Origin of the sequence: Streptomyces sp. NPDC002896, assembly GCF_040295225.1 — a bacterium.
Taxonomy (GTDB): Bacteria; Actinomycetota; Actinomycetes; order Streptomycetales; family Streptomycetaceae; genus Streptomyces.
Genome location: NZ_JBEOVA010000044.1, coordinates 21,785 through 35,086, shown reverse-complemented (window position 1 = coordinate 35,086; position 13,302 = coordinate 21,785). Strand labels below are relative to the sequence as shown.

General features: G+C 71.2%; 11 protein-coding genes and 1 pseudogene. 9 read left to right on the top strand and 3 right to left on the bottom strand.

Annotation, left to right across the window (positions count from 1 at the left end):
- Positions 1 to 25: 25 nt before the first annotated feature.
- Positions 26 to 496: a hypothetical protein gene (locus ABT009_RS41955; RefSeq protein WP_351306998.1), complete on the bottom strand. Its 471-nt coding sequence runs from the start codon at positions 494 to 496 to the stop codon at positions 26 to 28.
- Here ABT009_RS41955 and ABT009_RS41950 point away from each other — a divergent pair, their 5' ends adjacent.
- Positions 497 to 847: a hypothetical protein gene (locus tag ABT009_RS41950; RefSeq protein ID WP_351306996.1), complete on the top strand. Its 351-nt coding sequence runs from the start codon at positions 497 to 499 to the stop codon at positions 845 to 847.
- 111 nt (positions 848 to 958) lie between these two features.
- Here ABT009_RS41950 and ABT009_RS41945 read toward each other — a convergent pair.
- Positions 959 to 1,189 (bottom strand): annotated as a pseudogene (locus ABT009_RS41945) (hypothetical protein); the annotation flags it as partial.
- Between the two features lie 321 nt (positions 1,190 to 1,510).
- Between ABT009_RS41945 and ABT009_RS41940 the strand changes: the two are divergent.
- Together ABT009_RS41940 and ABT009_RS41935 are read left to right on the top strand one after the other, a co-directional pair.
- Positions 1,511 to 2,371, top strand: coding sequence for an excalibur calcium-binding domain-containing protein (locus ABT009_RS41940; protein ID WP_351306994.1), 861 nt, complete (start codon positions 1,511 to 1,513; stop codon positions 2,369 to 2,371).
- A gap of 85 nt (positions 2,372 to 2,456) precedes the next feature.
- Positions 2,457 to 3,419, top strand: a complete 963-nt coding sequence (locus ABT009_RS41935) for a PH domain-containing protein (protein ID WP_351306992.1) — start codon at positions 2,457 to 2,459, stop codon at positions 3,417 to 3,419.
- Between the two features lie 379 nt (positions 3,420 to 3,798).
- On the opposite strand, the gene ABT009_RS41930 is transcribed toward ABT009_RS41935, so the two are convergent.
- Complete coding sequence (locus ABT009_RS41930; protein WP_351306991.1) at positions 3,799 to 4,920, bottom strand: hypothetical protein; 1,122 nt, start codon at positions 4,918 to 4,920, stop codon at positions 3,799 to 3,801.
- Between the two features lie 716 nt (positions 4,921 to 5,636).
- Between ABT009_RS41930 and ABT009_RS41925 the strand changes: the two genes are divergently transcribed.
- Genes ABT009_RS41925 through ABT009_RS41900 form a run of 6 tightly spaced genes read left to right on the top strand, consistent with a single transcriptional unit; the run spans position 5,637 to position 13,273 of the window.
- Positions 5,637 to 6,572: a conjugal transfer protein gene (locus ABT009_RS41925; protein WP_351306989.1), complete on the top strand. Its 936-nt coding sequence runs from the start codon at positions 5,637 to 5,639 to the stop codon at positions 6,570 to 6,572.
- Entirely contained in the window at positions 6,569 to 6,910 is a 342-nt protein-coding gene (locus tag ABT009_RS41920) for a hypothetical protein (protein WP_351306987.1), read from the top strand. The genes ABT009_RS41925 and ABT009_RS41920 overlap by 4 nt, the downstream gene beginning before the upstream one ends.
- Positions 6,907 to 7,473 (top strand): hypothetical protein, encoded by a 567-nt coding sequence (locus ABT009_RS41915; RefSeq protein WP_351306986.1) that lies wholly within the window; start codon positions 6,907 to 6,909, stop codon positions 7,471 to 7,473. The genes ABT009_RS41920 and ABT009_RS41915 overlap by 4 nt, the downstream gene beginning before the upstream one ends.
- Positions 7,470 to 10,154 carry an ATP-binding protein gene (locus tag ABT009_RS41910; RefSeq protein WP_351306985.1) on the top strand — a complete coding sequence of 895 codons (2,685 nt, stop codon included), beginning with the start codon at positions 7,470 to 7,472 and terminating at the stop codon, positions 10,152 to 10,154. The genes ABT009_RS41915 and ABT009_RS41910 overlap by 4 nt, the downstream gene beginning before the upstream one ends.
- The gene (locus ABT009_RS41905) at positions 10,151 to 10,504 is read left to right on the top strand and encodes a hypothetical protein (protein ID WP_351306984.1); all 354 of its coding nucleotides are present in this window, start codon (positions 10,151 to 10,153) and stop codon (positions 10,502 to 10,504) included. Before ABT009_RS41910 ends, ABT009_RS41905 begins: the two co-directional genes overlap by 4 nt.
- Complete coding sequence (locus ABT009_RS41900) at positions 10,505 to 13,273, top strand: hypothetical protein (protein WP_351306982.1); 2,769 nt, start codon at positions 10,505 to 10,507, stop codon at positions 13,271 to 13,273.
- Positions 13,274 to 13,302 lie beyond the last annotated feature (29 nt).

Genomic DNA, 13,302 nt, shown 5'->3' with positions numbered 1-13,302 from the left:
TATCTGTTTGACCAAAAGGGTAAAGCTACCTGAACGTCGCAAAATGGGGGCTGTCAGGTGGAGTTGGGTCGCAGTCGTCTTCCGCGTCGTAGAGGTGCGGGCCCAGCAGGGTAGCCAGAGTGTGCAACGTGGCCTCCAGCTCCAGTTGTTCGATGCTGTCGGCGGTGCCCGTGGTGGTCTCGTTCTTCCAGGTGATCCATCCGGGGTGTCGATCTGCGGCCCCCGCTGGCGCAAGGCGGGCGGTGACGGTTTTACCGCCCGGGAGCCGTACCGTCAACTCCGCGGACTCGACGGACGCTTCCTCGTCGGCCATCTCCGCGCGCCGCTGGGCCGTACGGGCCACCACCACCTGCGTGTCTTCCACGGCCGCCCACAGGGCGTGGGCCTGCCGCCGCAGATGGTCGCCCTGGAAGGCGAGGTCTTCCACGCGGGCGGGCCGGAGCTCGGCGTCCTCCCCCATCGGCCCGGCCAGGGCGCTGATGTGGTCGAGGGCCATGTGCGTGGCAAACGCCGCCTGTGCCAGCGGGGGCTCGACACCGCGGCCCGCAAGGGCAAGCACGGCGGCCGGCCGCCCGTCATCACCGACGACATGCTCCACACCGTGCTGCGGCGCCGCGCGGGCGGCGAGTCCGTCGAGCAGATCCAGCCCGACCTGATCATCCCCACCGGCAAGCGCAAGGGGCAGAACCCTTCGGTAGCCAGCGTCTACCGAGCGCTCGCCGAGCACGCCAAGCGCGAGGCGTACCCCGAGGCCATCGAGCAGGCCCGCGCCGACTTCACCACACTCCAGAACGCGGACGTCCCCCGGCCACGCGCGGACGCCGTGATGCCCAGCACACGACCATGATCGTTCTCACCGATACTGGCTGTTCCACTGGTCCCCAAGGCCGTACTTTGCGGCTGGTGTCTGGGCTAGGACACCGGGGCCAACCCAAAGGGGACACGGCAGGCGAAGGGCTCAACCTCGCTGAATACCGAGGACGTTCATAAGGATGCCTCGTCGTCCGTCCTCGGTCTGTGCGATGAGTCCCGGCCCCGGCCCGTACCGTTCGACTGCCAGGTACCAGGTGCCGGGCACCAGCTCGGCGATGGGCTGGGTTCCGCGGCCGTGCTCGGGGAGCAGTGGACGGGCCGTGGCTACGGCGAACCAGAACGGGGGCGGCCCGTCGTCGCCGGGCGCAGCCTCTGGCGCCGATAGTCGAAGGTGAGCCTTGAGAGCTTTTGTTAGTGCCGTGGTGTCCCACTCCCACGCTTTCTTCCGCAGCTCGTCCGCCGTAGGCCGGGCCTCCGCGATGATGCGCTCGGCCTCGTCCTTGGCCGTTTCCGTGGTGTCCCACGCTTCATCGGACGCTGTCTTCCGCAGCTCGTCCGCCGTACGCCGGGCCTCCGCGACGATGCGCTCGGCCTCCTCATACGCTGCCGCACGGGTGGCCTCGGCGTCGCGGAGGGCCTCGTCGAGCGTTTCACGCACCGTGTTTCGGAGCCGACGCCAGGGCGCCTGGGCTCGCCGTTGGGCGAGCTTGATCTCCTGCCACCGGGCGCGCCAGTCGTTCAGGAGTTCGGGGCGGCCCGGTGGGACACGAACCCCGTCGCGGCCGCCTCCGCGAGCGCCGAGGAGAAGAAGCCCGAGTATGTCGAGGTCGCCGACTACACCGGGATGACCCTGGCCGCCGCCGAGCGCTCCGCCAAGAGGGACGGGTTCCACACCGACTCGCACGACGCCTCCGACAAGGACACGGGCCAGTGGGACACCAGCGCCTGGACGGTCTGCTTCCAGAGCCCCACCAAGGTGAAGTCGGACATCACGCCCAGCACCGTCACCGTCGACTTCGGCGTCGTACGCAACGGTGTGCCCTGCCCTGCTTCCGACGGCGAGGCCATCGACTACAACGAGATGCCCCGCGTCGTCGGCATGACCTACGCCGACGCCGAGAAGAAGATCAACGATAAGACCTCCGTCACCGACATCACCGCCGTCAGCGCGTACATCGACGTAGCCGACCCCGACAACCCCGACTCCTGGAAGGTCTGCGCCCAGGACCCGAAGGCCGGGAAGGAAATCACCAACCCGGACCTTGAGAACGTCACGCTCGACGTCGTGAAGTCGGGTACCTCGTGCCCCTCCGGCGACGACGACCTGTACCTGCACAAGGACGAGAACGAGGACGACGACAACAAGCGCTCGTCCGGCTCGAGTAACTCGTCTTCGTCTGGCTCGTCTTCGTCGGACTCCGACAGCGGCTCCGCCAGCGTGTACTACAAGAACTGCACCGCGGTCCGCGCCGCGGGTGCCGATCCCATCCGCAAGGGCCAGCCCGGCTACGCCTCTCATCTCGACCGCGACGGCGACGGCATCGGCTGCGATACCTGACCTGAGCCCAGTCCCGCGCCACAGCGACCCAAGCCCCCCGTCCAGCCGCCCCACCCCGCCCCCGCACGAAACCGAGGCATTAGTCATGTTCAAGGGCCATAACGGAGCCATCGAGATCCACGGCGATGGCCTGGTCCTCACGCGCACCGGGATGGGGGCCCGGCTCAGCGGCCAGACGATCAAGAGCCGGACGATCCCGCTGGCCGCGATCAGCAGCGTTGACCTGGTTCGGGCGAACATCGTGAAGAACGGGCGGCTCCGGCTGGGACTGGGTGGCCGGCCGTTGTCCACCTTGGATGCCAGCAGCGCGGTGTCCGATCCGAACACGGTGGTATTCACCCACGGCCAACGCCACGACTTCGACCGCCTCTACGAATACCTGCGCTCCGTCGTCGCCACCAACGAATCCACTGGCGTCGACTGCGCCGGGGCCTACGCGCAGTGCGGTGACGCCCTCCACGAGCACCACGACGAGAAGGCCGAGAAGCTGGCCTCGAAGATCGGCACCGCGTCCGAACGCGAGGACATCCTCCAGGCCGCCGCCCGACTCAACTGGACACTCGGCAGCAAGCGCGAGATCAAGAAGCTCCCGGAGCACCTCGCTCCTGGTGAGACGGTTCGTTTCCTCGCCGCCGGTACCTACGACGAGGCCGCAGGGCTGGTCGCCCTGACCGACCGCCGCGTGCTGATGCTGCGTCACGGCTTCACCGGAAGCCAGCTCACCGACTTCCCGCTCGAGCGCATCAGCTCCGTGCAGACCAGTTCTACCCTTGGCCTGGGCACCTTGAAGATCCACGTCTCGGGCAACGTCTCCACGATCAAGCAGATCGCCACGCGCGATCTCGGCCCCCTCGCCGACGCCATCCGCGCCGAGATGGGCAAGATCACCGAATCCGCCCTGGCGCGGACGTCCCTCGCCCCTGCGCCGGCACCGTTCCAGCCGGACGTGTTCGCCCAGATCGCCAAGCTGTCGGAACTCCATGCCGCCGGGATCCTCAACGACTCCGAATTCCAGACGAAGAAGGCCGAGCTTCTCGCCCGCCTCTGACCGATACGGGACAACGGCGGTGGAGAGCCTCACGGACCCGCGGATCGTCGGCCCGAGTCCGATGCGCCTCGCGGGACGTCGCGCCGCACAGCACAGTGCGAGGCGCTGCGTGCGCGTCGTGGCTGGAGTGAGTACGCCGATCTGGTGCGGGTTGGGTGCTCAGGCAGGCTGCCGTCGGCGGGGATAGTTCAGTCGGTCCAGCCCCATCCGGTGCGTTAACGGATCAGGACGGGCTTGCATCCGTCCGTGCAGGCCACGTCGATCGCGGCAGACATGGCCGCCCCGCACGGCGCGGGACCGTTCTGTCTCCCACCGGCACGGACGCCGGCCGAAGGGGCCCAGCAGCGCCGAGAGCCCGGTCGGCGGAGGTGTGCGGTGGTCATTGAGTGCTTCCTTCCAGAGGGTGCAGGGCGGTGGCGCAGGTGGCACAGCGGCCGTCGCCGCCAGGGTGGGCGCGCCGTGGTGTGGGGCTGGTGCAGCTGCGGCACCAGGGCCAGTCGAGGCAGGCGGGGCAGAGGTCTTCGCCGGGGGCGCATCCGGGCCTGCCGCAGCCGGCGCATTCGGCGAGCGCCCGGTAGGTGATCGCCTCGATCACCGTGCGGCTATCGCAGGCCGCCCGGGAGGGCTTCGGGGTGGGAGGCGGTTGGGCCGGGTCGGCGTCATCGGCGCAAGTGGCTGGGGGCGGGTAGCTCTGGGCGGCGCGCAGCCGGGCGGCGACGATCGCGTCGACGGAGGTCCTGATCCGGTTCGGCAGGGGGCGGCCGGCGATGACGTGATGCAGTTGCTCGGGGCTCCAGCCCGCATCGAGCATGGCCGTCACGATCCGGCCCTGATCCCGCAGTGCCGCTCCCGTCAGCAGCAGCTTGGGATGGCGTGCCCCGATCGACAGCAACAGCCGGACGCCCGCCGACGGTTGGTCGATCGGTGTGTCCTGGGGTGCACTCTGCCCGGCGCCGGGGTCCGTCCGTGCCGCATCGTCGGGTCCGCCCGTGCGCGCGCTTGGGACGGAGGGACGGACGGGGTTGGTGTTCTGGTCGGTGGTCTTCTTTGGCTTGGTGTTCTTTGTTGGCGGGTCGGCCTGCGCAGGTTCAGCCTGCGCAGGATTTTCCGACTCTGGCGCCCACCTGCGGTTCTTCCCGGCGGCTGGCACGGTGGGTGGTGCCGCCGGGCTGTTGTCCCCCTCGGGGGGCTGGGGCATGTCCGTGATGAAGTAGGCGGCGGCGCCGAGCGTGCCGTCCGAGCGTCGCTCGCGCTCGCGGATCAGGTAGCCGTGCTGCTCCAGCTCCTTGAGGGCGGTGGTGACGGCTTCCTTCCCGTCGGGCCCCAGCCGGGCCAGTTCGGTGACGCTCACCCGCCAGCCGTCGCGGTGGGTGGAGATGAGGCCGAAGATGCCCTTGGCGCGGAAAGAAATCTTCGGGTCGCGGAAGAGGTCGTTGCGGATCTGGGTGAACCGGTCCGCCGCCATCACCCCGCGGCGGATCCCCGCGCCATAGCCGCTCATCGCGGCGCCCCCGTCTGCACGAGGGGTGCGCGGCGGCGAGGGCAGCGAGCTGACCGCGCACGGGGAGGGCGGCCGGTGCCGGCGGACGAGAAAACACGCGTGACGTCCATGCCGTCAGCTCATCCGCTACCCCCGACCACACCGTCGGCCACAACCCACGACCAGCGGTCACGATCCGGCAACATGCCCGCCAGCCTGCTGTGGTCGGGGTCGTGGTCGGGCCCGACCATGCGTGCTCGGCCGCCTTCCGTAGGCGATGCGCAGTCCCGGCTACGCACCGACGGGACGGTCATGCGCACGCGGCTGCGCAACGGGCCCGGGGCCTGCGCAGTCGTCGCGTGCGAGCGGTTGCGCACGGGGACGGGCGCCGTCCGCTGTAGGGCTTGCGCATTCAGCAGCCTGTGCGCAATCAGGTCCACGGGGCCGACACAGAGGAGGCCGCGCACTACCCGTGCGGGGAGCCGCTCCCCCGGTGGGCCATACCGCGCTCGTTCCTGTCGGCTCCCGGTTCCCGTCGACCCCTTTCCTTCCTTGGGGCGGTGCGATCGGTCGCGTGGGGCCCGTGGTCGGGGCTGTGGTCGGCCCGACCACAGCCCCGACCATGGCGTTTGTATCCCCATCGTGACCGTGGTCGGTCCTTGTTGGTCGGTGGTCGGGTCGGGGCTGGCGGGTTGCCTGAAGGTCAGCAACAACCCGTTCTGACCTGGGAGTTTGGAATGTCTCCTGCCAAGCAGGCTCCGGTGGGCCAAGGCGCCCCGCCGGTGGCCGCGGGGGCCCGCCTCACGCAGATGCGGCGCCGTGTCCGCCTGGGCCGCATGGGGGTGTGGGCTGCCGTGGCAGCCGGGCCCATCGCCCTGGCCGTCGCCGTCACCGCGCCGGCGACCGTGGTCCATACGGCCGCCGAGGCGAAGCCGACCCGGGTGCGCACGCCCGTGCCGGCCAACCCGGCCGGCTACGCCGGGGTGTTCCTTACCGCGTGGCTGCGCAGCAGCCGGGGCGACGACAGCAGTGCGCAGGCTCGGCTTGCGCAGTCGCTGGCGCCGGAGGTGGACCTGCCTGAGCGGGGCGATGCGCAGCCGAAGCTGGAGTCGGTGGTGGCGGTGCGCAGTGCGCAGCGCTCCGGCCAGAGGTGGTCGGTGACCTTGGCTGCGCAGTACGCCGAGGCCGGGGTGCGCTATTACGTGGTGCCGGTGGCCGCCGATAGCAGCGGCACGACGTTCACCGTGACGGGAGCTCCCGGTGTGGTGGCCGGTCCGGCCCGCGCCCAGGCGGCGCGGTCGCCGTACAGGGTGACGGTCCCTACGACTGGTGATCTGTCGTTGGCGGCTGGGGAGTTCCTCGCCGCGTATGTGACCGGGTCCGGTGAGGTGGATCGCTACCTCGCCCCCGGGGTGAAGCTGTCGGCGGTTTCGCCTGCCCCGTACGAGGCGGTCACCGTTACGCAGCTCGACGCGATCGAGGAGGCGGCGGCCGCCGAGCAGGTTCCGGCCGACGGTACCCGGGTGCGGGTGGCCGCCCAGGTGGAGGCCCGTGACAAGGCCGGGCGGTGGCCGCTCAGTTATGAGCTCACCTTCACGGCCCGCTCGGGCCGGTGGGAAGTCGCGGCGCTTGCCTCTGGCGTCACCGTCCAGGAGGGGGGTGTCCGGTCGTGACCACCGTGCACAGCGTGATGCTCGCCGGGGAGTTGAACGACCTCGGCGACTCGTGGATCAGCATGTTCAAGGACTGGGCGACGAAGGGTTTGCAGGCTGGCCTGTCCGTCCTCGTCGTCGTGATCATGGTCCAGAGGTTCAGTCTGAAAGCGGGCATCGGCGCCCTGCTGCTGATGGTGATCGCACTCGGGCTGTACAACTCCCGCAACGACCTTGCCAGGATGTTCGAGGACGAGGTCAAAAACCCGTCCAAGTCGGCTCCCGCCCTCCCCGGCATCGTCGAGGGCTTTGATCCAGCCGGCCGTGACCACGTGGCAGGTCCGGGAGGCTGGTGGTGAGCGCGTCCGCCGCCCGGGTGGGGCGCTACTACACCGCCGGGCGCCGCCACCCGTGGGTCCTGGGCAAGGTGGCCGACTGGCGCATCCCCCTCGGCCCCTACACCCCCGCTCAGATCGTCCTCGCGGTCGTCGGCGGCTTCCTCCTGGTCAAGACCATCAGCTGGTGGTCGTGGATGGGGCCCATCCCGGTCGCGGCCTGGGTGCTGGCGATCTGGGCGGTGCGCCGTCCGAAGATCAAGGGCCGCGCCCCGATGCAGGCGGCGGCGGGTTGGCTGCTGCTGGCCTGGCAGCCGCACGGGGGGCGGATCGGCGGGCGGGCCGCCCGGGACCGCGCAGCCCGCCCTCTGGTCGGTGGCTTTGTCATCGAGGGTGCCGCCTGGGCCCCTGCGATCACGTCCCGTGCGCCGCGCGGGTCCTCGGATCGGGCGCCCGGCCGCGGATCTGCGCGGCGCCCGTCTGCCGGTGGGCGTTCGGTGGCCGTTGCCCGTACGCAGCCGGCCCGGCCGGTCTCGGGCGTGCAGCATCTGCTCGCGCTCGCCGAGCAGGGTGGTGGTGTGCGGTGAGGGTTGCGATCCGTCACATCGCCGGACATCTGGTGTGGTCGACGCACGGCGGCGTGTGGGCCGTCTACCGGCTGCACCCGGGCCCGGACGCCCGCGGCCGCCATGAGGAGACGGTGCAGGGCACCTACGTGCCGGCGGCCGTCCGGGACGAGCAGCTCGCCACGATCACGCACATGGTGCGGTCCCTGTCCGGGGCGCCCCGCCTGATCGGGCTGTGCGCGCGGGTCGATCCGGGTGAGATCGCGCTGCGCATGATCGAAGGCATCGAGCCGGCCGAAGCGATGCCCGACGACCAGCCGCATCCGTGGGTGGAGAACGTCGAAGCCACCTTGGATCTGCTGGACGGTCAGGAGATGCACCGCCGCACGCTGTGGCTGGCGGTGCCGCTGCAGACCGACACCGCCAGCGGGCAGGTGACCGCGTTGCTCGGCTCGGTATGGGCGCAGATCGCCCCCGCCCTGGGGATGCGGCCAGTACCGGTGGCCCGGCGCGAGGTGAACGCCTACCGCGAGCAGGCCGTGCGGGTGGAGGCCGCGCTCGCCGGCGGGGTGGCGTTCCGTCCGGCCCGCCCGGCGGAGATCGTGTGGATGATCCAGCACTCTCTGCACCGCGGACTTGCGGAGCCGCTGCTCGCCGAAGCCGAAGCCAGCGACCTGTACGGCGGGCAGGTCCGCGGCGGGGTGCTGCACTCCCCCAGCTACGCCGACCTCGGGCAGGCCCGGCTGCAGGAAGGCGGCATCGACCCGGAACTCGACGACATCGAGGACCTGGGGAGCACCGACCAGCTCACGCGGTCGGGCCGCAAAGCCTGGTGGCGGATCACCACCGCTGCCTCGCCGCTGCGGCGGCGCTGGCTACAGGTCGAAACGGACGCCGGAACCGGCTACCAGGCCCACCTGGCCTTGGCCGAGTGCCCGCCCGCCGTCAGCCAGGACGCCGCCGACCTGTTCGCCCAGCTGGAAACCTTGGAGTTCCCCGTCGACTACACCGTCGACCTGACGCTGGTGCCCGCGGAGAAGGCGCGCGATCAGGTGCGGCGCAAGAAAAACGAGCTCATCGACCAGGCCGACCAGTACGACGCCCGCCCCACCGGCATGCCGGCCTCGCTGACCGAGGCCGCCCGCGATCTGGGCGAGCTGGACGCCCGCCTGTCACGCACGTCCGTCGAGGTCGAGGTCCAGTCCATCACCGTGCTGACGGTGTGGGGGCCGACCGCCGCGATCTGCGACGCCCGCGCGCGGGCTCTGGCCGCGCTGCTCGGCGGCGCCGACTACCGCGCCGTTCGCCCGGCCGGCCTGCAGGAGGCCCTGTTCACCCTGGGCCTGCCCGGCACCGTACGGCCTGGTGTGGTCAGGGAGTTCACGCAGCATCAGGTTTCGGAGGACTGGGCGCTGTCGGGTGCCTTCACCGCCTGTGAGGTCGGCGACCCGAACGGGATGTTCCTCGGCATCGATCTGGACTGCGGCACCACCCGCCCCGTCATGATCAACATGGCGGATGCGCCGAAGCAGGACGCGTCCGCCTCCATGGGCATCGTCGGCGATCTCGGCGCTGGCAAGAGCGTCCTTCAGAAGCTGATCGCGGAGGCGGTGTGGGCGCGCGGCGGCTGCGCGATCTGCATCGACCGCACCCCGGTACGGGAATGGGCAACCTTCGCGCGGACGGCCGCGAAGGGCCGCTGCCAGATCATCGATGCCGCCCAGGCCGAGGTGTCGATCGACCCCTTGAGGATGTTCACCGGGCCCGAGGGCCGCCACTACGCGCTCAGCTACCTCACGCTGCAGCTGGGCATCGGCCCGATGAGCACAGGCGGCGAGGTCCTGCACCACGCGGTCGAGCAGGCCGCCGCCAGCGACGCCCCCTCCATGCACCGCGTCCTTCAGGTGCTCGAGGAGATGGCCACAAGCGAGGTGGGCAAGCGGCAGGACGCGGCCGCCACCCTCGCCGGCCTCATCCGGGTCGTGGCCAGCAGCCCGCTGGCGGCGATGGTGTTCGACCCGACGCTGCCGCCGGTCCGGCTGGACGCCTCCAGCGCCTGCGACATGATCGTGATCACGACGACGGGGCTGACGCTGCCGCCGAAGGCCGCGTTCGACAAGCCCGAAGTGCTGCATCAGCAGCCCTTGGAGGCGCTGATCGGCCGTGCGGTGCTCTACCTGATCGCGGCGATCGCCCGGCAGACCGCGTTCGAGGATCCGGAGCGGTTCACTGCGGTTGTCCTCGACGAGCTGTACTGGCTGACCAGTTCTGCGGAGGGCACCGCCCTGGTCCACGAGATCCTCCACGACGGCCGCAAGCACGGTGCCGGCCTGCTCGCCGGATCGCACGACGCCGAGGAGCTCGGCCCCGACCGTGGCCTGATGGCCTACCGCGTGCTCGCCCGCACCGCGGATCGTGAACGCGCCCGTCGAGGCCTGGAGTTCGTCGGACTCGACCCAGGCGACCCGGAGCTTCTGCGGCTGGTGACCACCGGACTGTCCCCCGTCGGGCAGAAGGGCCGCGAGGGCGAGTTCCTGCTGACCTGCCCGCGGCAGAACACCGGCCGTATCAAGGCCGTCATCCCCCACATCGAGCGCATTGCCTCGTCCATCACCACTACCCCGGGCCGCCGCCACGACCACAGCCGTCCGCACGCAGCGGACACACCTGAAGCCGCCCGGCTGAAGGAACACCTCTCATGACTTCTTCCTCCTGGGACCGCTCCCGGCGCTTCGTCGCCGCGGGCAGCGTCCTCATGGTGATCGCCGTCGCCGCCGGCGCGCTCGTCCTGGTCCTCGGGGTGAGCATGCCGGAGGCGTGGTGGCCGCGCACCGGGCAGGCCTTTGCCGCGGACGTCCACTCGACGCACAAGACTCCGTGCGCCCTGATCGCAGGGCCGGGCAAGGCCTGGTGCGAGCGCGGCAGCACGACCGCCGCCTTGGCCGAGGACCCTCGCGGCGCCGGTGCGGCGTGGCAGCTGGTGGCGCCCGCCGCGGGCGTGGCCGCCCTCGTCATGTGGCGGCGTCACGACGCCGTGCAAAGGCGGCGCTGAATGTTCCGCCCGGACCGCGGCACGCTCCGCTCGGCCGGCTTCGTGGCTCTGGCCACGGTCGTGTTCGTCATGGTGAACAGCCGGGTGGTGTATGCGGCGAGTAGCAACAGTGAGACCGGTGACCTGCTCGCCCCGCTGAACATCACCTCCTCCGAGGGGGTGGCGACAGGCGGGTACGAGCTGAACGCCGAAGGCGGCTCCATCGTCAGCTTCAAGACCCAAGCCCTGGCCTTCGCCTTGTCGGGGCTGTTCACGCTGATCCGGCTGCTGGTGGGACTTGCGGGGTGGGCGATCGAGGTGGCCTTCCGGTTCCCGCTGCTGAAGGTCCTCGCAGCTCCGGCGCAGAAGGTCGCCGACGCCTACAACAGCGTGGTCGTCGACACTCTGGGGCTGAAGGGTGTGCTGCTGGCCTGGGCGTTCGTGTTCGCGGGGTTCATGCTCGTGCGCGGTCGTGTCGGCCGTGGTCTGGGCGAAATCTTCCTCACCTTGCTCGTCGGGGCGTTGGCAGCGTCCGCGTTCGTCCGCCCCGACTACCTGCTGGCCCAGGACGGCCCGCTGGGGCAGGCCCAGGAGGCGGCCGCCGAGGTCGCCCAGCGATCCGTCAACTCCTACGACTGGGGCGGCAAACTCGCCAGCCGGGGCCCGTGCGACGGCATGGCCGGCAACCAGGAGATCAAGTGCCTGGAGCGCGAAGCCGTACGGCCGGTCTCCTCCACGGACGTGGCCCGCCCCCTCCAGGACTCGATCACCAACGCGCTGGTGGTGAAGCCGTACATGCTGCTGCAGTACGGGCGCATCCTCGACCCGGCCAAGGAGTCTGATCGCAAGGCCTACGCCGTCCACCTGAAGTGGATCACGGGCGGCTACAAGCCGGGCACCGAGGACGACGGCGACGACAAGGAGAGCGATCCCTGCGACAAGATCTGGGGGCCGGGCAAGAAGTACTGCGAGCGCGACACCAACGACGCCTCCCGCGGTAGTGACGAGCTGCCGACCCTCACTCCGGGCGGGGAGCTGCTGGAGGCGGCCAGCCCGGTCGTCAGCGAGGAGGACCAGGAGTTCGCCGCGTTCCTCGCCGATCTGAAGAAGGCCGGCGACGTCGGCACGTCGTGTGCCGCCTACGCCCAGAAGCCCACCTGGTGGCGGGTCGCGGGGGCCGCGCTGCTGCTGATCGGCGCGCTGTTCATCTGCGGCATGCTGCTGTCGTCCGCGATCGTCCTGCTGGGCACCCAGGGCATCTGCGCCGCGGCCGCGGCCGCGGGCGGGGTCACCTTCATCGCGAGCATGCTCCCCGGTCCGCCACGCCAGACGGTGTGGAAGTGGCTGTCCCTGTGGGGCATTTCGGTTCTCGCGGTAGTCGGCATCTGCGCGTTCGTGCCGTTCTTCGGCATCGCCGTCGACGCGGTCCTCACCAACGGCCCGGATCTGATGGTGGAACGGATCCTGCTGATCGACGTGTTGGCGATCGCCGGCGCGGCCGGGCACCGCAGGCTGCTCATGGCCATCACGTCCTTCGGACGGCGCATGGCCATGCGGATGCGCTACGCCAAGGTCGGCGGCACCCACATGCCCGGCGACACCTCCGAGCTCGGCGCCGCCCTCGCCATGAACTCCCCCGCTGCTCTGGGCGGCGGCTTGGGCAGTGGGCTGCGCGCCTTCACCGGCGGCGGCCGCTACGGGCTCCTCGGCACCCGCCAGCGGCTGATGGGCGCCCTCACGTCCCTGGTCGACGGCGCGGGCATGCCCATCGACACCGGGCAGATGCTCGCCGACGCAGGCGCCGAAGCCCAGCGGGGTCTCGCCCCGCTCACTGCCGCGGCAGCCGGGGCAGGGCTCGGCGCGCGACTCGGCGCGAAGGGCGCACACTGGCTGCTGATCGGCAAGCGGCCGGACAAGGAACAGCTCGCCAAGTGGCAAAAGCCCACCGGCGTCGACGGCGACGCCGGCACGCAACCGGGCGGCGAAGGGCCAGGCCCAGGTCCGGGTCCGGGTCCGGGCGGTCCCCTCAGGCCCCGCGGTCCAGCGGACCGGTACCGCGACGAAGAGGGACGCATCATCGACCGGGATTCCGGTCGGACCCTCCACGACCACAACAGCGACCGCACCCTGCTCTCGACTCGCGCGCACAACCGGCTTGCCCGGTTGCGCGGTTACCGCATCGTGCACCGGGGCGGTCGGGCCGCCTACGGGGCGACGGTCGGTCTGCCGGCAGGCGCCCGCCGGGCTCGCTCGGGTGGATCGCGCTACTCCCAGGACGCCCGCCAGCAGGTGCGGGTATGGGGCAACACGCTGCGCGAGGACGGCAGGGCCTGGTCAGACACGGGACGGCATGTGTCCCGCGTCATGCGGGAGCGCACCGATGACCGCGGCGGGCCCGGCCCGTTCGGCGGCCGTCGCCTGCCGAACGGGGCGCCACCGGTCCAGGCCGCCCGCCCGGCCAGTCCTCCGCGGCCGCCCAGGCCCAGCGGCGGCGCCGCAGGCCGTACGGGAGCGGCGTCCGCGCGGCCCAGCGCGCCGACGTCTGCGAGGGGTGCCGCCTCAGCGGCGCCTACTGCGGCGTCGCGGCTGGGGGGCGGTGCACCCCGGCATCCGGCGGGGGCGCCAGGCCAGGCCGGGCCGGTTCTGCCCGGCGGTGGGGGCGCCAGCGATGACGCGCGCAGCCAGGCGCGGGCCCGGTTCCAGGAGCTGATGCGGCGGACCGCGCCCGAGGCCGAGCGGCTGCGCCAGGAGCGGGCCCGGCGGCGACGCGAGGACGGTGAGGACGAGTGAGGCCGGCCCGGCGCCGCATGGGGCGGTGG